18 protein-coding genes are annotated in these 19524 nt (G+C 65.3%); 1 reads left to right on the forward strand and 17 read right to left on the reverse strand.

Annotated features, from left to right (window positions below; genetic code table 11):
- Positions 1 to 7: 7 nt before the first annotated feature.
- The 17 genes from ACZ1JV_RS23395 to cyoA all read right to left on the reverse strand — a co-directional run bounded on the left by ACZ1JV_RS23395 (position 8) and on the right by cyoA (position 17958).
- Positions 8 to 1333, reverse strand: coding sequence for a family 1 glycosylhydrolase (locus ACZ1JV_RS23395; RefSeq protein ID WP_465150737.1), 1326 nt, complete (start codon positions 1331 to 1333; stop codon positions 8 to 10).
- Between the two features lie 11 nt (positions 1334 to 1344).
- Positions 1345 to 2190 carry an alpha/beta hydrolase gene (locus tag ACZ1JV_RS23400; RefSeq protein WP_465150738.1) on the reverse strand — a complete coding sequence of 282 codons (846 nt, stop codon included), beginning with the start codon at positions 2188 to 2190 and terminating at the stop codon, positions 1345 to 1347.
- Positions 2187 to 2666 (reverse strand): hypothetical protein, encoded by a 480-nt coding sequence (locus tag ACZ1JV_RS23405; protein ID WP_465150739.1) that lies wholly within the window; start codon positions 2664 to 2666, stop codon positions 2187 to 2189. The genes ACZ1JV_RS23400 and ACZ1JV_RS23405 overlap by 4 nt, the downstream gene beginning before the upstream one ends.
- Positions 2666 to 4939 carry a TonB-dependent receptor gene (locus ACZ1JV_RS23410; RefSeq protein WP_465150740.1) on the reverse strand — a complete coding sequence of 758 codons (2274 nt, stop codon included), beginning with the start codon at positions 4937 to 4939 and terminating at the stop codon, positions 2666 to 2668. The genes ACZ1JV_RS23405 and ACZ1JV_RS23410 overlap by 1 nt, the downstream gene beginning before the upstream one ends.
- 41 nt (positions 4940 to 4980) lie before the next feature.
- Positions 4981 to 5814, reverse strand: coding sequence for a fumarylacetoacetate hydrolase family protein (locus tag ACZ1JV_RS23415; protein WP_465150741.1), 834 nt, complete (start codon positions 5812 to 5814; stop codon positions 4981 to 4983).
- Positions 5815 to 5859: 45 nt separating this feature from the next.
- On the reverse strand, positions 5860 to 6744 hold the full coding sequence (locus tag ACZ1JV_RS23420) for a VOC family protein (protein ID WP_465150742.1): 885 nt from the start codon (positions 6742 to 6744) through the stop codon (positions 5860 to 5862).
- A complete protein-coding gene (locus ACZ1JV_RS23425; protein WP_465150743.1) occupies positions 6741 to 7172 on the reverse strand; it encodes a GlcG/HbpS family heme-binding protein in 432 nt (143 codons plus the stop codon). Before ACZ1JV_RS23425 ends, ACZ1JV_RS23420 begins: the two co-directional genes overlap by 4 nt.
- Positions 7169 to 8692, reverse strand: coding sequence for a bifunctional 3-(3-hydroxy-phenyl)propionate/3-hydroxycinnamic acid hydroxylase (locus tag ACZ1JV_RS23430; RefSeq protein ID WP_465150744.1), 1524 nt, complete (start codon positions 8690 to 8692; stop codon positions 7169 to 7171). The genes ACZ1JV_RS23425 and ACZ1JV_RS23430 overlap by 4 nt, the downstream gene beginning before the upstream one ends.
- Before the next feature lie 16 nt (positions 8693 to 8708).
- Positions 8709 to 9944, reverse strand: a complete 1236-nt coding sequence (locus tag ACZ1JV_RS23435) for an amidohydrolase family protein (protein ID WP_465150745.1) — start codon at positions 9942 to 9944, stop codon at positions 8709 to 8711.
- 97 nt (positions 9945 to 10041) lie between these two features.
- Entirely contained in the window at positions 10042 to 10971 is a 930-nt protein-coding gene (locus tag ACZ1JV_RS23440) for a LysR family transcriptional regulator (protein WP_465137393.1), read from the reverse strand.
- Positions 10972 to 10994: 23 nt separating this feature from the next.
- Entirely contained in the window at positions 10995 to 11546 is a 552-nt protein-coding gene (locus tag ACZ1JV_RS23445) for a response regulator transcription factor (protein ID WP_465150746.1), read from the reverse strand.
- Positions 11547 to 11575: 29 nt separating this feature from the next.
- On the reverse strand, positions 11576 to 12889 hold the full coding sequence (locus tag ACZ1JV_RS23450; protein WP_465152633.1) for an ATP-binding protein: 1314 nt from the start codon (positions 12887 to 12889) through the stop codon (positions 11576 to 11578).
- A complete protein-coding gene (locus ACZ1JV_RS23455; RefSeq protein WP_465150747.1) occupies positions 12877 to 13617 on the reverse strand; it encodes an SURF1 family protein in 741 nt (246 codons plus the stop codon). Before ACZ1JV_RS23455 ends, ACZ1JV_RS23450 begins: the two co-directional genes overlap by 13 nt.
- Positions 13618 to 13639: 22 nt before the next feature.
- The gene (gene cyoD, locus ACZ1JV_RS23460) at positions 13640 to 14020 is read right to left on the reverse strand and encodes a cytochrome o ubiquinol oxidase subunit IV (protein ID WP_395393595.1); all 381 of its coding nucleotides are present in this window, start codon (positions 14018 to 14020) and stop codon (positions 13640 to 13642) included.
- Positions 14020 to 14655: a cytochrome o ubiquinol oxidase subunit III gene (cyoC, locus tag ACZ1JV_RS23465; protein WP_465150748.1), complete on the reverse strand. Its 636-nt coding sequence runs from the start codon at positions 14653 to 14655 to the stop codon at positions 14020 to 14022. Before cyoC ends, cyoD begins: the two co-directional genes overlap by 1 nt.
- Positions 14656 to 14658: 3 nt before the next feature.
- On the reverse strand, positions 14659 to 16665 hold the full coding sequence (cyoB, locus tag ACZ1JV_RS23470; protein ID WP_465150749.1) for a cytochrome o ubiquinol oxidase subunit I: 2007 nt from the start codon (positions 16663 to 16665) through the stop codon (positions 14659 to 14661).
- A gap of 6 nt (positions 16666 to 16671) precedes the next feature.
- Complete coding sequence (gene cyoA, locus ACZ1JV_RS23475; RefSeq protein ID WP_465150750.1) at positions 16672 to 17958, reverse strand: ubiquinol oxidase subunit II; 1287 nt, start codon at positions 17956 to 17958, stop codon at positions 16672 to 16674.
- A 196-nt stretch (positions 17959 to 18154) separates the two neighbouring features.
- Between cyoA and ACZ1JV_RS23480 the strand changes: the two genes are divergently transcribed.
- Positions 18155 to 19468 carry an MFS transporter gene (locus tag ACZ1JV_RS23480; protein WP_465150751.1) on the forward strand — a complete coding sequence of 438 codons (1314 nt, stop codon included), beginning with the start codon at positions 18155 to 18157 and terminating at the stop codon, positions 19466 to 19468.
- The last annotated feature ends 56 nt before the right edge of the window (positions 19469 to 19524 follow it).

The following is a 19524-nucleotide window of genomic DNA, read 5'->3' on the forward strand; positions in this document are numbered from 1 at the left end:
GTTCCCCTTACAACGAATTGCGCTTGGCAATCCCGCCCAGCACCGAAGCACTCGGCTTCGGCGTGCGGGCGAACGTCGTGCGATCCACGCTGCACAGGCCGAAGCGCGGCTTGTAGCCAAATATCCACTCGAAGTTGTCCATCAACGACCAGTGCATATAGCCGAGCACCGGCACGCCATCGTCCATCGCCTGCTTCAGCCCTTCCAGCGCCGCCGGAATGAAGCGGGCGCGCAGGCTGTCGTCTTCGGTGCCGACGCCGTGTTCGGAAACCAGCACCGGAACTTTGGTCTCGGCGTGGACATAGCGCACCGCGCCGGCCAGTGACGGTGCCCAGACTTCGGTACCGGACCAGTTGTGATCGCCGTCCGCAGGCGTCGGCAGGCGACCCTTGTCGTTCCAGACGGCGCGTTCGTAGTTCTGCACGCCGATGAAGTCGTCCCCCTTGGCGACATCCAGCCATGCGCCGTAGAGTTCGGCGCGGACCTTGTCGCGCATCGAGTTCTTGCCGGCGGCCTGATCGTCCAGCACCGAAAGCGTGAAGCCCACGGGCAGGTCGCCGCGCACCGCCTTGATCGCGGCACGAGCAGCCTTGTGCCCAGCGAGCAGGCCCTGTTCGAGCGCAGGAATGTCCTCTGCGCCCGCGACGTTGGCGCAGACGAACTTCTCGACGCCGAGGCGCTTGGCGGCCACGTCCAGCGTCTTCTTCTGCATGTCCCACACCGGCGGCGGCAGCATGTTCTTGAGGATCAGCAGCAGGTTCGGCTCATTGAGCGTCATGGCCATGGCGATATCGGCACCGATGGCACGGGCCAGCTTGTCGCAATAGCGCGCGAAAAGCTGCGGCGCTTCCGGGTTGGTCCAGCCGCCCTGCGCGCTGAACCAGCGCGGCGCGGTGAAGTGGTTGAACGTCACCAGCGGGGCAAGGCCGCGCGCGTGGCAGCCTTCGACGATGCGCTTGTAGTGATCGAGCATAGCCTGTGAGAACAGGCCCTTCTCCGGCTCTATCCGCGACCATTCGGCGCCGAAACGGTAAGATGTGAGCCCCAGCGACTTCACGATGTCCAGGTCGGTCGCCCAAAGGTCCAGGCTATTGCAGGCATCGCCAGAAGGCTCTGCGAAGATGGTCGGCTGCTGGTTTTCGATGAACCAGAGGTCGGAAGCGGTGTTGTTGCCCTCGACCTGGTGCGGCGCGGTGGCGGCACCCCAAAGGAAGCCTTTCGGGAATGCCGGATTGAGGCGCTTGGCGGCGGCACGGGCGGCCATCGGCGCAGCGGCGAGCATGGCGCCGGCGGCAAGCACGCCGCGGCGGTTCAGACTGAAAGCATCGGTCATCGTGGAGCCCCTCAGGAATGGTCTGCGAAGAAGGAGAGCAATTCGTCGGACAGGCGGCGGTCCGCCGTGCCCAGATGCATCGCCATCGAATAGTGGTTGTGCCCGCTGGCATAATGCGCGCGCGGCAGGCGGCCGTGGCGGCCCAGGCGGCCCTGCAACATGCTAGCCCATTCGGTCTGGAAGCGTGGCGGATCGAACTCCGCACTGGCCATGAACAGCGGCAGGCGCGTTTCCATCACCGCCGTCAGCGGCATGCGCAGGGCATAGCAGTCCTGCGGGCCGTAATAGCGCATGTCCCGCTCATCCAGCGGGGTTACGCCGTAGAGCCCGGAGAGCAGTGCCGCCCCGCGCACCAGATCAGCATGATCCTCCCGCGCGTTCAGAAAGGCCGAGACGTGGACCGCCCCCGCCGATGTGCCGAGCAGGAAGATCCGGTCCGGATCGCCGCCATGGCCGGCGACAGTGGCGCGCAGCCAATCGACCGCAAGGCCCACGTCTTCCGCTCCCGATGGCCACATGTGCTGGGGTGCAAGGCGATAATTCATCACCGCGCCCACCATGCCGTTCGCCGCCGCCCAGCGGCCGACATGGGCATTGGCCCAGCTTTCCGGGCCGCCCTTATCGCCGAGCAGGAAGCCGCCGCCATGGACGAAAAGAACGACCGGGCACAGTTCCGCCGCCTCACCCTGCCGATAGAGGTCCAGCCGGTTGCGCACGTCCGGCCCATAGGCGCAGTCCAGCGCGACCGGAGCCATGGCCTCGGCCAGCGCCGCCTGTTCGGCATCGTAGAGATCGCGCATCGCCGCAACCACATCCGGGCCGAGCCGGGTGCCGATGTCTCGGATCACATCGCTCATGCCCCCTGCCTTTCGATCCTGCTGGCGTACAACGCGGCGAGCGCATAGCGCGTGCAAACGAGGCCCAGCGCCGCGCCATAGACGATCTTGAAAACGAGCGCCGGATGGCTGGGCACGCTCCCGAACGGACCGAACTGTGCCAGCGCCGCCAGCAATGCCGCACTGCCAAGGCCGGCCAGCACGCCGAAAGACACGGTGCGCGCGATCTCGCCGGCGTCCGGCCCCGCATCCGCGCCGATCAGGCCTGCCTTGCGCAACTTCGCGCGCATCAGAAGCGCGGGAACCAGCGATGCCATCAGCGAAACCATCAGTCCTTGTGGCAGGAAATCGAGCGCGAAGCGATCCGGCGCACCGGTCGCCAAAGTCCTTTCCGAAAGCCCGAACACCAGAGCGAAGAACGCAGCACTGAGAACCGCGTTGATCGCCGCACTCACCGCCTGCTCCTGTCGAAGCAGGCGGTTCAGCGTGGAAGGCATCAGAACTTGGCGTCCAGGCTGATGCCGACATTGCGGTACGACTGCGGGCCGTAGATCGCGCCGATGTTGGACACGCCGTTGTACGGGAAGTCGCTCTGCATCAGGCTGGGCTCGTGCACGTTGAAGGCGTTGCGCACGAAGACCGCGACGCTGTAGCGATCGTCCGCCGTCTTCACGCCGATGCGCCCGCCGACCATCCAGTGCGGCCTGTAGGTGGTGTCCTCCACCGAGTTCGCCTCATAGCGGATGCGCGATTTCCAGACCGTGTCCACTGAGACGAAGCCGCCGAAACGTTCACCCAGCGGAATGTCGTACTGGCCGGACAGCGTGAACTTGTAGCGCGGCGAATAGGCCAGCTGGCTGCCGCCGATATCGGTGCCGTCCGTACCGATGAAGCTGTTCGGATAGGTCGCCTTGGCAAAGATGAAGCCGGTGTTGAGCGAGAAGTTGTGGGTCACGTTGCCGAAGAAGTTGATCTCGGCACCGCGCGTCTTCACGCCGTTGATGTTCTTCTGATCGCACGAGATGATCGCGTTAGCATCCACCGTGCACTGCTGCGCCTGGAAGTTGTCGATCTTCATGTAGAACACGCTGAGATCGGCCACCCAGGAACCTAACAGCGTGGCCTTGACGCCGGCCTCATACGAAGTCGGGATTTCGGGCAGCACCACATAGGGCGTGGCGCCGGTCGGCACCGCGATCTGGCCGCCCTTGAACCCGCGCGACACGGTGGCATAGGCCATCGCCCGCGAGGTGAGATCGTACTGCGCGCCAAGGCGCCAGGACCACTTTTCGGTGTTTAGCACGGTCTTGTCCGTGATGATGCCGGTGGTGTCGAACGTATCGAGGGAGAGCCTGTCGGTGGTGTAGCGTACGCCGCCGATCAGGCGGAACTGGTCGGTGACATGGCCGGTCGCCTGCCCGAAGAAGGCCAGCGATTCATCGCGGATCGTCAACTGCGGCGTGGTAGTGGAAACGATGGGAATGGTGACGCCCGGCACCGGGATCAGCGTAACGTCCACCGTCTCTGGATCGCGGGTCTGCTTCTGGTTCGAATAGAAGGCGCCCACGGTATATTCGATGGGCTGCCCCGCTGCCGAACTGATGCGGAATTCCTGCGTGAACAGGCTCAGATCGCGATTCACCGCATCGTTGTGGACCTGCAGTTCCAGCGGATCGGCGCGGAACACGTTAGAGGAGGCACCAAGACCGGTCTCGGTCGACTTGCGATAGGCGGTGATCGCGGTCAGCGTGAAGGGATCGGCAGCGTAATCGACCTGCAGCGATCCGCCGTAATTCTCTGCCTTTCCGGTGTAGCTTTCATCGGTGCAGTAGTTGCGGTTGCCAACGCCCGGGGTCACACCGCAGGACGCAAGGCGATCGGTGATGCCCACGGAATCGTATCCGGCCCCGCCGAGGAACGGCCCCGGGCCTCCGGTCTTCACGAAAGTGAAGAAATCGCCGCCGTTCTCGATGCTGCTATGCGCGTAGTCGCCGTTCAGGTTCACGGTAACGCGGTCGGTCGGCTCCCACAGAAAGCGGCCGCGCACGCTGTAGCGGTTGGTGTCGTTAAGATCGCCGGTCGTGGCATTGCGGTTCACGCCCTGCCGCAAGTTGGCAACGCCGGAGACGCGCAGGCCGGCATTGGCGGCAATCGGCACGTTGACGAGGCCCTGAATCACCTGATTGCCGTACTTCGAACCAGCAGTGCCGGCGTCCGAAAGCTCGGTGCGCAGACGGGCGGAGAACTGGGTAAAATCGGGCTTGTTGGTGGTGATGTTGATGACGCCGGCAGAGGTCGTCAGGCCGAACAGCGTGCCCTGCGGGCCCTTCAGCACTTCGACGCGGGCGATGTCGAACAGGTCGGAGATATTGGCATTGCCCTGGCTGACCTGATCGACGACGACGCCGACAGAGGCCACCGCACCGGGCGAGAAAGTCTGCGTGCCGATGCCGCGGATAGAGCCGCCGCCGCCGGTGTTCTGGCCGGGTGCCTGCTGGATTTCGAGGCTCGGCGCGATGCGGGCAAGGTCGTTCACGGTGTTGACCTGCTGCCGCTCCAGCTGCGCGGCGCTGGCAACAGTGATCGAGATCGGAACCTCTGTCACCTTCTCCGCGCGGCGCTGGGCGGTGACGATGATCTCGCCGGTGTCGGCAGCTTGCGGCGCCGCCTGAGGAGCGGTCGTATTCGCGGCGTCCTGCGCCATGGCGGGCGTGCCGAGGGCACCCACGGCTATTCCCGAGAGCAGCAGCGCCTTGTGAATGGTGTTCATGATGTCTCTCTCCCTTGTGTTCTTATGTCGCTTGGATGGGGTCAGGATTCGTCGATGACGGGGTTGGTGAGCGTGCCGATCACGCCGATGGACACTTCCACCGTGTCTCCGGCCTTGAGGTAGAGCGGGGGCTTGCGCTTATCGCCGACGCCGCCGGGGGTGCCGCTGGCGATCACGTCGCCGGGCTTCAGATCGGTGAAGGTGGAGCAGTAGGCGATGACCGTGGGGATATCCCAAATCATGTCCGACACCGGCTGATCCTGCACCAGTTCGCCGTTCACGCGGGTCTGCACGCGCTGCGAGGACAGGTCTTCCACATCGGAGGCGACCACCATCGACGGGCCGAAGCCGCCGGTGCCGGGCCAGGTCTTGCCGGGGGTGAACTGGATGTTGTGGCGCTGCCAGTCGCGGATAGACCCGTCGTTGAACGGCGCGAAGCCGGCGATGTGCTCCCATGCGTTCTCCGGCGCGATGCGGCGGCCGCCCTTGCCGATGATGACGGCCAGTTCGCCCTCGTAGTCGAAGCGCTCGCTTTCGGGCGGGCGGACCATGGCCTCGCCATCGGCGATCAGGCTGTCGGCCCAGCGGGTGAAGATCGCCGGGTGTTCCTTCTGCTCGCGGCCGGTCTCGGCCACGTGGGTGGCGTAGTTGAGGCCGACGCAGAGGATCTTTTCGGGGTTCGGAACGACCGGCAGCAGCTTAACTGCGGCAAAGGCGAACTCACCGATGGCGGGCAGCGCGGCAAGGTCATCGGCCAGCACGTCCTTCAGCCATGCGTCAGCGCCGGCCTTGCCCAGATCGATCACCTTGTCCCCTTCGAGGCGGCCGAAGCTCTTGGTGCCATCGGGACGTTCGAAGCTGATATAGCGGTTCATGCGTAGTCTCCCCTGCCCCGCGACGGCGCGGCGGCGGTCAAATGGTCAGAGCGGCGCGGCTTCCCAGTCGCGGCGGAAACGGAAGCGTTCTTCGGCACGGCGAAGACCGTCGAAATCCTTATCCGAGATGCCCCACTGGTCGATGCGGTTCGGCGGCCAGGTCCAGTCTTCCGGAGCCCCGGCCTTGTAGTCCTCCGGCACCTTTTCGACGGCGGTCGAGAACTCGATCACCGGGCCGAACGGGGCGATGAAGTAGGCGTAGACGTTTGCGCCCGGGCCGTGGCGGCCGGGGCCCCATGCGGGAACCATTGCGTGATCGCGCAGACGACCGATGCCGCGCATCACCGCGTCGATGTCCTCCATCTCGAAGGCGACATGGTTGAGTGAGGCAAAACCGGCGCGGGCGAAGGCGGTGGAGTGGTGGCTGTCGTTGCAGCGCACGAAGACCATGCCCTTGGTACGGTCGGAAACGAGGAAGCCGAGAATGTCCTCCACTGCGTGGCCGCAGGCTTCGGCATCGGCAGCGTTGAACACCACGTGGGTCAGCTTCACCGGCAGGTCGCGCCCGGTGATGGGTTCGACTTCGGTTGCGTCCACCAGAAAGCGCAGGATCGTGCCTTCGGGCAGTTCGACCAGCAGGCCGTGCCCGCCGCCAAGATCGTGGCTGACCGTCAGGCTTGCAGTCCAGCCCGAGGCGGCGATGCGCGCCTTCAGCGCTTCCAGTTCCTCGCCCGTGCAGACGAAGGTGGTCGAGCGAACGAATTCGTCTTCCGACTCCTCGAACGCGACGAGGTAGGGAAACGGGCCGGAGCCGCGCAGGTAATGCGTGTCGCCCTGAACCTCGGCAGCAGCCATGCCCCAGATTTCGGTCATGAATGTGGCGGCGGCGGCCGGATCGGGCAGCGCCAGTTCGATGCTGCGCAGTTTCATGCTTCTGGCTCCTGAAGAAGACCCGCGGCGCGGATGCCGGCGCGAGCGCAATCGGCATCGCACTCGCCGGTGTCACCGCTGACGCCCACGGCGCCGATCAGGGTGCCGGCGGCATCGCGGATCACTACACCCCCGGGAGAGAACGCGATGCGGCCGCCGACGGCAGCGGTGACACTTTGAAAGAAAGTCGGGTTGCCCTTGGCCCGCTCGGCCAGAACGGCGGTATCCGCGTCCATGCCCACGGCGCCCTCGGCCTTGGCCTTGGCAATGTCGAAACGGTAGAGGCTCGCCCCGTCCTCGCGGGCGAAGGCGACCGGATGCGCACCCGCGTCGAGCACGATCACCGCCAATTGCTTGGCATTGCGGGCCCGCGCTTCGGCGAGGGTACCGGTGATTATGGTCTGGGCCTGAGCCAGCGTGAGAGTCATGCGGCAAGCTCCTGATGGCTGAAAAGCTGCGCCGCGCGGGCGGCGAGGAGGTCTTCGGCGCTGTGGCTGGCGGTGCCGAAGACGTAGTGGTCGGGGCGGATCAGCACGGCATCCACGCCGTGTTCGTCGAGCCATGCGGTGACCGCGCCATTGTCCGGCAGGGTGCCGGCGGAGATACGCGTGACGCCCTCGGTACGGCCCGGCACGGCATCGTCACGGACGAAGAGGCGCCAGTCGCCGCCGGTCAGGTCATCGAGCTTGCGGCCATCGGCCAGCACCGGCTGCACGAAGCGAACGCCCGCGCCGGAGGTTTCGCCAAGAACCACGCCCTCGGCGATGGCAGGGATCAGGTCATGCGCGGTCTCGCCGGCCTTCTGGCGCGCTTCCTCGCGGATGCGGGCATCCCGGGCGGCAGCCGCTGCGGGATCGAGTTCGCAGATGTAGCGACCGGCCGCGACGGCGGCGCCGATCACCGCGCGGACATGCGGATCGCGCTCCCGCTGGTAGGTGCCCAACACGGAAGGCTCGGCGCCGTGGTTGGCCACCGCATCCATCTTCCACGCCAGATTGGCGACATCGCGCAGGCCATGGCACATGCCCTGCCCGAAGAACGGCGGCGTCTGGTGCGCGGCGTCTCCGGCCAGGAAGACGTTGCCGACCTGCCACTGATGCGCGACGAGGCCGTGGAAGCGATAGGTGGCGGCGCGCACGATCCGGTGCGGCACATCGGCCATCCACGCGCCGACCAGTTCGGCCACCTTTTCCGGCGCCGACATCGCGGTGTCGTCCTCGCCGGGGAGCAGCATGAACTCCCAGCGGCGATGGTCGCGGCGGCCGGGGACCACGGTGGCGGGACGCGAGGGATCGCACATCATCACCGAAAGGCGCTGGAGATCGGCGCCCTCCGGCACACCCGAAAGCGGCGGAAACGCGACCGGCCCTTCCACTTCGGCATCGACGACGAGCCAGGGCTCTTCGAAATCGAGATCGTCCAGCGCGACGCCCAATGCCTTGCGCACCGTGCTGCGCGCGCCGTCGCAGGCGATGACCCAGCGGGCCTGCGCAGTGCGGGTTTCGGCTCCGTCGAGATACTCGACCGTAACGCCCTCGGCGTCCTGCGTTAGTCCGGTGAAGCTGGCGCCCAGCGAGAGCTCGACATTCGGCATCGCCGCAAAGCCCTCGCGCAAGTGCGCTTCGAGTTCGGGCTGGTAGAAGAAGTAATCGTTGGCCCACCCGAACGGGCGCGGCTTGCCCACGGTGCCCATGTAGCGGATCACGCCATGGTCGGCGCCGACATGCAGGTGGCCGTCGGTGGCGATCATGTCGCCCTGCACCCGATCGATCACCCCGGCGGACTGGAACAGCCGCATCATCTCGTGATCGAGATGAACCGCGCGCGGCAGCGGATAGTGTTCCAGTTCCCGTTCGAGAACCAGTACCTTGAGCCCTTTCAGGCCGAGAAGGTTCGCGGCCAGCGCGCCCACAGGGCCGCAGCCTACGACAACCACGTCGTGCGACATCGATTTAGCCCCTGATTTAACCCGTCGTTTCGATCTCGGCGGGCGCCTTGTGGAACGCCCCGCCCTTCATGATCATCGTCAGCCGGTCCTTGTCCTGCAGCACCGCGACATTCGCCGTGGGATCGCCATCGACCAGCAGCAGGTCGGCCAGCCAGCCCTCTTTCACCAGTCCGACCTCAAGGCCCATCAACTCGCCGCCGTACTGGGTGGCGGAGCGCAGGGCCTCGGCGGGGGTGAAGCCGAAGTACTGGACGAAATGCTCCAGATCGCGGGCATTGCGGCCATGCGGATTGAACGGAAAGCCGTAGTCGCCGCCGGTCAGGATCCGCACGCCGCGCGCCTTCAGTTCGGGCACCAGCTTGCCTTCAAGGCCCATGCGCTCATGCGCGCTGGCCTTCATATGCGTCATGTCGACATGCGGCGGCGGGTTGGCCTCGATCGCCGCCACCGAAACGCCGGGACCGGGCGCGTAGAAGAACTTGTCCTTGTCTGCCGCCATCCGATCGACCGTCGCCGCGTCCGCGAACGAGCAGTGGTAGAGAATGCGCGCACCGGCATCGAGGGCAAGGCCGATGGCTTCGGGCGAATAGGCGTGCGTGGCGATCCACATGCCTGCCTCGCGGGTCGCCTCTCCGGCCGCCAGCATTTCCTCGCGGGTGTAGAGCACCTGCATCGCAGATCCGGGCTTCAGCGCATCCTCGCCGGAGACGACCAGCTTGATCGACTGGACGCCCTCGTCTTTGCAGTAGGACACGAACTTGCGCATCGCATCGGGCCCGCGGCCGTTGAACACGTCGCCGGTCTCGACGCCTTCGTCGCCTTCCGGGCTGCGTTCGAGCGTGGAGGGCACCATGCGCGGCCCCGGCGTCTCGCCCGCCGCAATGGCCTGCGCCAGTTCCGGCTCGATCATGTCGCCCAGCGCGCCGGCCGAGTAGATCGAGGTGAAGCCATGATCGAGCAGCACGCGCGCATTGCGCCAGGCCGCGACCTTCAGTTCGTCGGGCGGTAGAATGAACTGGTGGTAGATCTTCTCGACCGAAGAGCCCCAGGTGAGATGCGTGTGCGCGTCTACCAGACCCGGCATCAGCGTCTTGCCGCGCCCGTCGATGGTCACGTCGGCGATTTCACCCGCCAGCGCATCGGCGCCATAGGCGACACGGACAATCCGCTCGCCGTCCACCAGCACCGAGCCGGTCTGGAGAGCGCTGCCGCTACCGTCGAAGATGGATACATCGCGGATCAGGGTCCGCATCGCTCTCTCCCGTTTTTGTCTTTCGAGTTGAGAGCGATTTAGCGGGTCAGCGCATCCAAAGTAAAATAATGATATTTCGGATCACCATAGTCAAAAACTATGGAACGGGTGGAAGCGCCGCCAGCATCGCCTCGCCCAGCGGGGAAAGGGCGCCGCCTTCCATCCGCAGCACGCCGACGCTGCGTTCGAACACGGCCTCGGCAATGGCGATGGCGCGGATCGAGCCGTCCGAAGTGCCGTCCAGCGCGACGGTGCGCGGCAGCACGGTCACACGGTCGGTATCGCGGACGATGGCGCGAGTGGTCAGCAGCGAGTCGCAGCGGATAGTGATGCGCGGCACCGAAACGCCCGCCGCGATGAACAGCGCATCGACCTGACGGCGGAACGCGCCGCGCGCTTCGGGCAGGACCCATGGCAGCCCCTCGACCTCGCGCAGCGAAACACGGTCGCCCAGCGCGGCGTGATGGCGGCCGACGATCAACGCGAAAGGATCGCGCGCCGCCGTCACTTCCACCATGCCTTCGGGAATGGACTCGATGCGCGTCGTCACCATGGCGAGTTCGATCTCACCCTGCCGCAGCATCTCGTGCAGCTCGGCATCGGGCCGCTCGACGACGCTGAGCGCAAAATCGCCCACGGCCGCTTCCATCCGCATGATCGCGCCGGGCAGCAGCGTCAGCAACGCCCCGGGGGTGCCGCCGATGCGCAAGGGGCCGGAGATGCGGTGGCGGGCATGTTCGACATCGCTCACCGCATCGGCCAGCAGCGTCGCCAGCGCCTCGGAGCGGCGCTGCAGCACCAGCCCCTCGCGCGTCAGCACGATGCCGCCGCGCCCGCGCTCGAACAGCACAGTGCCAAGGCGGCTTTCGAGCAAGGCGATGGTGTTGGAGACCGAAGGCTGCGACAGGTTCAGCGCCCGCGCCGCCGCACTGATCGAGCCGGTTTCGCAGACCGCGCGAAAGGTCAGCAGCGCGCGCGGATCGACCGCAGGTAGACGCGCCTTTCTGGGCGCGGAATGGTCTGCCATGAGTCGCCCCTCCCCGTTCCGGCCTAGACCTGACGCTTTTCGAGCTTGCGCGCCAAAGTGCGGCGATGGAGGCCCAGACGGCGCGCCGCTTCGGAAATGTTGAATTCGCATTCGACCAAGGTGCGGTGGATATATTCCCACTCCAGCGTCTTGATCGAACTCTTGCGCCCGTCCACCGGCACGCTGGCATCGCCATCGACGCTAGCGAAAGCCGCCTCGATATCGTCGGTGTTGGACGGTTTGGCGAGGTAGTGGGAGGCGCCCAGCTTGATCGCCTCCACTGCCGTCGCGATCGAGGCATAGCCGGTCAGCACCACGATCCGCGTCTCGGGCGAGCGCGCGTGCAGCGTCTGCACCACCGAAAGGCCGGACGAGGCGCCCAGCTTCAGGTCCACCACGGCATAGTCGAAATCGGCCGCGGCGCAGAGCCCTTCCGCTTCTTCCGGGCTGGCGGCGGAACTGACGAGATAGCCGCGCCGTTCGAACGAACGGCGCAGGGTGCGCGCGAAGGTGGGGTCATCCTCGACGATCAGCAGTGTGGCACTCTCCGCGTCACTCGCGGCACTCTCGGTCATGGCTGGCTCGGTCAAAAGGGGGCCCCGGCTTATTCGTCGCCCTTTCTGGGCTCATAGGCCAGTGTAGCAAGGGGAATCGCAAGTTGCACCCTTGCGCCGCGATCGGGCAGATTGTCGACCGCGACTTTGCCGCCCAGCTTGCGGATCACGTTGACCACCAGGAACAGCCCCAGCCCGCCGCCGTCACGCCCCTTGGTGGAGGCATAGGGCTGGCCGACGCGCGGCAGGATGTCCGGATCGAAGCCGGGACCACGGTCGCTGACGGTGAGGACGAGACGGCCGGATTCCACCCATGCCTCGATCACCACCAAGTCGGGCGAGACTTCCACGGCATTGTCGATGACGTTGCCGATCACTTGCCTGAGGCCCGGATCGGAGACGATCGAGCGGTCCTCATCGATGGAATCGAGGAAGCGCAATTCGCCGGGCATGCGCGGGCGCCATTCTTCCAGAATCTCGCCGATGAAGCCGCGCAAGGTGGTGACGGCGGGTGCGACGCCACGCATTTCGCCCGCCGACATCAGGATGCCGCTGACGATGGTCTTGCAGCGATCGAGTTCGCGGCGGACGTCGACAAGGTCGGCCGAAAGATCGGGGTCTTCGGCGATGGCAGGCTCGTGCGTCCAGTCGCCGAGGATGACGGAGATCGACGATAGCGGCGTGCCCAGTTCATGCGCCGCGCCGGAGGCGAGCAGGCCCAAGCGGATGATATGGTCTTCCTCCGCCGCCTGCTGGCGCAGCGCGGCCAGCTTGGCATCACTCTCACGCCGCGTGAGGTCGAGGCGGGCGACGAAGACGATCAGCAGCACCGCCGCCAGCACGAAGCACAGCAGGCTGCCGTAGATATAGAGCTGGAACGGGTCGCCCACGTGCTGCACCGGCAGGCGCAGCGGCTGGTAGTAGAACGTCAGCAGCAGCACGCAGAGGCAGGCATTGACCGCCACCAGCGAACTCCACCGGAGGTCCAGAATGACCGCGGCGATGACGATCTGCAGCAGGAACAGGAAGGTGAAGGGATTGGTCGCCCCGCCCGAATGGTAGAGCTGCCAGCACAGCGCTACGACATCGATCATCAGCGCCGAGAACAGCTCCCCCTGCGAGAACGACTGCCTTCGCAGCACCACGCTGGCGGAAACCAGATTGACGACGATCAGCAGCAGCGGCGCCAGCAGCAGCGGCGCCAATGACAGTTTCACGCCCAGCACCTGCTGGACGACGACGATGGTAACCAGTTGGCCGATCACCGCGGTCCAGCGCAATTGCGTGAGCAGGACGATATTCGCGCGGCTGGCGGAACTTCCCGGAAGCCCCCTCGGCGCGAACAGATCGATCAGCCGTTCCATCGGCGGCGGCGCCAGACGAAGACCAGCGCCATGGCCGACATCGCCGCCATTGCGAACCACGTCAGCGCATAGCTGAGATGGTTGTCGGGGAAGTGGATCTGGGTCAGCCCCGGTACCGGTGTCAGGCCTTTGGGACGGTTCGCCTGCTCCACCTGCACATCGACGAAGGCCGGCACGACCGCGCCGATGCCCCGCGCCTGCGCCATGGCGTTGACGTCGCGCGAGTACCAGCGATCGACCTGCGGCTGGTTGGACTGGAGAAGGCTGCCCTTCGGCTCGTCCGAACGCAGCAGGCCGGTGACGGAAACCGGGCCCTCCGGCGTGGTCGCGGCGGCGACTTTGGCAGTCGTGCCCGCCGGCACGAAGCCGCGGTTCACCCAAACCTGCCGTCCATCCTCAAGCCGCAGAGGCGTCATCGTCCAGTACCCGGTGCCCAGATCGGTGGCGGCCCGCACCAGCGCGGTCGCCTCCCCCTGATACCGACCCTGAAGCGAAACGCGCAGATAGTCGAGGTCCGACCCCTTCACCCGCGCCAGCTTGTCGTCGGCGGGCAGCGGGATCGGTGCGGTGTGGACGCGCGCATCGACGCGGGCGATCAGCGCGTGCTTCCACTGCAGGCGCTGCACCTGCCAGACGCCCAGCGCCACGAACGCCGCCATGGCCAACAACAGAAACGCGGCGAGCCCCCAGGGCCGCCGCGCTTCGTTGGTTTCGATCATCTTGTGCATGATACGTTTGAAACCGTGACGATCAGGGCAGCTGGCCCATGTCGTGCGCGTTCATCGGCATCATGTTGTGGTTCAGGTGGTACATGACCCACAGCGAACCGGAGAGCGTGATCACCAGGAGCACGATCGTGAAGATCAGCGCCATGACCGTCCAGCCGTTCTCCGACTTGGTGTTCATGTGCAGGAAGTAGATCATGTGGACGACGATCTGCACCATCGCGAAGGCCATGATGACCAGTGCGGTGGTCGACTTGTCGGCGATGGCGCCGGTCATCACCAGCCAGAACGGGATGGCGGTGAGGACGACCGAGAGCAGGAAGCCGATCACATAATCGCGCATCGTGCCATGGCCGCTGGCGTGCACGTCGTCGACGTGCTCGTTGGGGTGGACGTGGTCGCTCATCACAGCATTCCCATGAGATAGACGAAGGTAAAGACGCCGATCCAGATGACGTCGAGGAAGTGCCAGAACAGCGAAAGGCACATGAGGCGGCGCTTGTTCGCCGGGATCAGGCCCTTGGTGCCGACCTGGACGACCAGCGTGAACAGCCAGATCAGGCCGAAGGTGACGTGAAGGCCGTGGGTGCCCACCAGCGAGAAGAACGCGGTGAGGAAGCCCGAACGCATCGGCGTCGCGCCCTCGGCGATCATGTGATGGAACTCATAGAGTTCGATCGACAGGAACGCCGCGCCGAACACGGCGGTGACGAGCAGCCAGAGCTGCGTCGCGCCGACCTTGTTCTTCTCCATGGCCAGCATGGCGAAGCCGTAGGTGATCGACGAGAACAACAGCATCGCGGTGTTCACGGCAACGAGCTTGAGGTCGAAGAGATCCTTCGGCCCCGGGCCCGCCGCAAAGTTGCCGCCCAGCACGCCGAAGGCGGCGAACAGCATGGCGAAGATGAGACAGTCGCTCATCAGGTACATCCAGAAGCCCAGCATGGTGCTGCCGCCTTCAGGATGGTCATGCTCGTTCAGGTCGTAGAACGCGGCCTGAAGCTGGGGCTGGGTGAGTTTCACTTCAGCAGTCGCAGTCATCGATCAAGCTCCTGCTGCAGCGAGCTGGCGCGTCCGCTCGGCCTCGGTCGCTTCGACCGATTCGACCGGGATGTGGAAATCGCGCTTGTAGTTGAAGGTATGGAAGATCGCGTAACCGATCACGCCGAGGAACGACACGGCCGCGAGCCACCAGATGTACCAGATCATCGCGAAGCCAAGCGCGGTCGACAGGCCGGCAAGGATGATGCCGGTGCCGGTGCCCTTGGGCATGTGGATCGGACGGAAGCCGGCGGTCGGACGTTCCACGCCGCAACGCTTCATGTCGTCCCAGGCATCGATGTCGTGCACGATCGGGGTGAAGGCGAAGTTGTATTCCGGCGGCGGCGAGCTGGTCGACCACTCAAGGGTACGGCCGTCCCACGGATCGCCCGTTTCGTCCTTCAGTTCCTCACGCTTCCAGATCGACACGGCGAACTGGACGAGCATGGCACCGATACCGCCCGCGATCATCAGAGCGCCGAAGGCGGCAACGATGAAGAACGGCTGCAGCGACGGATCATCGAACACGCGCATACGGCGGGTAACGCCCATCAGGCCCAGGATGTAGAGCGGCATGAAGGCGAACCAGAAGCCCGGAACCCACAGCCAGAAGCTGACCTTGCCCCAGAACTGGTTGAGCTTGAAGCCGAAGGCCTTGGGCCACCAGAAGTTGATCGCCGCGAAGATGCCGAACAGCACGCCGCCGATGATGACGTTGTGGAAGTGGGCGATCAGGAACAGCGAGTTGTGGAGGACGAAGTCGGCCGGCGGCACCGCGAGCAGAACGCCGGTCATGCCGCCGATGGTGAAGGTCATCATGAAGGCGACCGTCCACATCATCGGCAGTTCGAACCGGATGCGGCCACGGTACATCGTGAACAGCCAGTTGAACAGCTTCGCGCCGGTCGGGATCGAGATCACCATCGTGGTGATGCCGAAGAACGAGTTGACGCTCGCGCCCGAACCCATCGTGAAGAAGTGGTGCAGCCAGACGAGGTACGAAAGGATGGTGATGACCAGCGTCGCGTAGACCATCGACGAATAGCCGAACAGGCGCTTGCCGCAGAAGGTGGCGGTGACTTCGGAGAAGACGCCGAACAGCGGCAGGATGAGGATGTAGACCTCGGGGTGGCCCCAGATCCAGATCAGGTTGACGTACATCATCGGCGAGCCGCCGAAGTCATTCGAGAAGAAGTTGAAGCCCAGGTAACGGTCGACCGAGAGCATCGCCATCACCGCCGTCAGCACCGGGAAGGCGGCAACGATCAGGATGTTGGTGCAGAGTGCGGTCCAGGTGAAGATCGGCATGCGCATCATGGTCATGCCCGGCGCGCGCAGCTTGACGATGGTCGCGATCAGGTTGACGCCCGAAAGCAGCGTACCGACACCGGCGATCTGCAGTGCCCAGATATAGTAGTCGACGCCGACCCACGGGCTGTACGCCAGGTTGGACAGCGGCGGATAGGCCAGCCAGCCGGTCTGCGCGAACTCACCGATGAACAGCGAGGCCATGACCAGCACCGCGCCCGCCGTCGTCATCCAGAAGCTGAAGTTGTTCAGGAACGGGAAGCTGACGTCGCGTGCGCCGATCTGCAGCGGCACGATGTAGTTCATGAGGCCCGTGACGAAAGGCATCGCCACGAAGAAGATCATGATCACGCCGTGGGCGGTGAAGACCTGGTCGTAGTGGTGGGCGGTAAGGTACCCCTCACTGCCGTTGAAGGCGATCGACTGCTGGATGCGCATCATGACCGCGTCGGCAAAGCCGCGCAGGAACATGATGAGGCCCAGGATCATGTACATGATCCCGATCTTCTTGTGGTCCACGCTGGTGAACCATTCCTTCCAGAGATAACCCCAGAGCTTGAAATAGGTGAGGCCGGCCACCAGCGCCGCGCCGCCAAGGGCGACGACGACGAAAGTGGCGAGCACGATCGGTTCCTGTGGCAGGGCGTCCCACCACAGGCGGCCCAATAACGGGCTCCAGTGCGAATGGTCTACGGCTTCCATGTTCTGTCAGTTCCGGGAAATCTGGGAGGAATGCGCGGGCATGGAGATGGGAGCGGCAAGCGCTTCCTTATCCCGCGAAAGGAAAGGCACGGCTTCCTGCGGCTCCGAAATGCCGGCGCCCGAAAGCGTCTTCATCGAAGCCGGCGCCTTCACCGAGTGATCGGGGGCGGAACCGGGGTTCTGGCGGCACAGCGCACGGACCCAGGCGAGTTCGCGCTGGACAGCGGCGGAAGGGTTGACGGCGGCAACGGCTTCGCGGCCGCCGCGGTCGTAGGACAGCATCTCGACATTGCGGATGCCCGCCTTGCCCAGGCCGCCGCGCGCGTCGATGGCCATCATTTCGCTGGCGCACATCTTACCCGGCTGAACGCACATGTTGAGGATGGCGTTATAAAGGTCGGGCGAAACGGCGGCGAAGCGGGTGACGGGCACCTTCTCGCTCGGCTTTTCGAGCTGGAGATAGGCGGTGCGGTCGAGCGTGCCGGCATTGGCATCGTCCGAACCGGCGGCCCCGCCCTGCGGAGTGGCGGTCTGCACGTTCTTCACCCAATTTGTGAAGTCCGCATCGGAAACCGCATGGGTGGCGAAGCGCATGTGCGAGAAGCCGGCGCCCGAATAGTTGGCCGAGAAGCCCACCGAATCGCCGGCGCGGTTCATCACTGCGTGCAGGCGCGTTTCCATGCCGGGCATGGCGTAGATCTGGCCGGCCATCTCAGGCACGTAGAACGAGTTCATCACGCTCGACGACGTGATCTTGAACTGCAGCGGGCGGCCGGTGGGCACGACCAGCTCGTTCACCGTCGCGATGCCCTGCTCCGGATAGATGAAGAGCCACTTCCAGTCGAGCGCGACGACTTCGACTTCCAGCGGCTTCACATCGGCGGCGACCGGGGTCTTGGCGTCGATGCGGCCGATGGTGCGGTAGGGATCGAGAAGGTGGGTGCTTACCCAGGTGAGCGCACCAAGGCAGATGATGATGAGCAGCGGCGCTGCCCAGATCAGCAGTTCAAGCTGGGTCGAGTGATCCCAGTGCGGGTCGTACTTCGCGGTCCGGTTCGCGGCACGATAGTGCCAGGCGAACCAGCCGGTGAGCGCCAGCACGGGGACGATGATCAGCAGCATCAGCAGGGTAGAGGCGACGACGAGGTCACCCTGCTGCTGCGCGACATCCCCGGACGGGTGCAGCACGACGGCATTGCAGGCGGACAGCGCACCCGTCAGGGACAGGGCGGCAGCGATCTTGGCGAGCGCGGGCATGTGCCGCGGCTTCGGTCTGGACTCGGGTGGGCGCATGGGTGGAGCGCCTAAGCCGATGCCGCGAGTGCGAACATAGGACATTTTGTCCAATCCCCTTGACGCCAATCAATGCCGATAGGGCCCCACAATGAACACGGGCGTTTTCGCGCGTCCGCTTTGATTCGTCCGCGACCGGCCTTGCGCGTTCCGCGTGGGTCGCGACCGGACCCGAGACGAAGGCCGCAGAATCGAAATGACCAGCACACCCCAGTCCAGAGACGCCCTGGGCCTGCCGACGTTCAAGGAGCATCACCAGCCCTCCCCCGGTGAGATCGCCATCGGCGTCATCATCGGCCGAACCTCGGAATTCTTCGACTTCTTCGTCTATGCCATCGCCTCGGTGCTGGTCTTCCCGAAGCTGTTCTTCCCCTTCGTCGATGCGCTGACCGGCACGATCTATTCCTTCGCGATCTTCGCGCTGGCGTTCGTCGCCCGTCCGTTCGGCTCGCTGATCTTCATGGTGATCGACCGGGCCTATGGCCGCGGCACCAAGCTGACGATCGCGCTGTTCATGCTGGGCGGATCGACCGCGGCGATCGCGTTCCTGCCCTCCTATGCCTCGGCCGGCGCCACCTCGATCTGGCTGCTGATGCTGTTCCGCCTGGGCCAGGGCTTCGCGCTCGGCGGCACCTGGGACGGCCTCGCCTCGCTGCTCGCGCTCAACGCGCCTGAGAACAAGCGCGGCTGGTACGCCATGATCCCGCAGCTGGGCGCGCCGATCGGCCTGATCGTCGCCAGCCTGCTGTTCGCCTACATGATCCGCGAACTGCCTGCGGCCGACTTCCTGGACTGGGGCTGGCGCTATCCGTTCTTCGTGGCGTTCGCGATCAACGTCGTCGCCCTGTTCGCCCGCCTGCGCATCGTCGTCACCGACGAGTTCGAGACCCTGTTCTCCACCCGCGACCTCCAGGCCGTCAGCGTTTCGGCGACGATCCGCAGCGAATGGCGTACGATCCTCGTCGGCGCCCTCGCCCCGCTCGCCAGCTTCGCGCTGTTCCACATGGACACCGTGTTCCCGCTTTCGTGGGTGTTCCTGTTCACCAACGATTCGCCCACCGGCTTTCTGCTGATCGAAGCTGTGGCCGCCGCGTTCGGCGTCGTCGCGATCGTCGCTTCGGGCGTGATTGCGGACCGTTATGGCCGCCGCAACCTGCTCGGCACTTGCGCCGTCGGCATCGCCGTGTTCTCGGGCTTCGCACCGCAGCTGCTGGATGCCGGCCCGCTTGGCGAGATCACCTTCATGATCCTGGGCTTCATCCTGCTCGGCCTCTCGTTCGGCCAGTCGTCGGGTGTCGTCGCCTCGGGCTTCGCCAGCGAGCACCGCTATGTCGGCTCCGCGCTCACCAGCGATCTTGCCTGGCTGTTCGGCGCCGGCTTCGCGCCGCTGGCCGCACTGCTGCTCTCGGCCAACTTCGGCCTGATCGCCTCGGGCGGCTACCTGCTCTCGGGCGCGCTCGCCACGCTGGCAGCGCTCTGGCTGAACAAGGGACTGGCCAGCCGCAACTGACGGCAGGAGATTCTCTGCAGATTCGGAAAAGGGGCGCTCCGGCGCCCCTTTTTTTG

The organism is Novosphingobium sp. BL-S-19, from assembly GCF_055521675.1.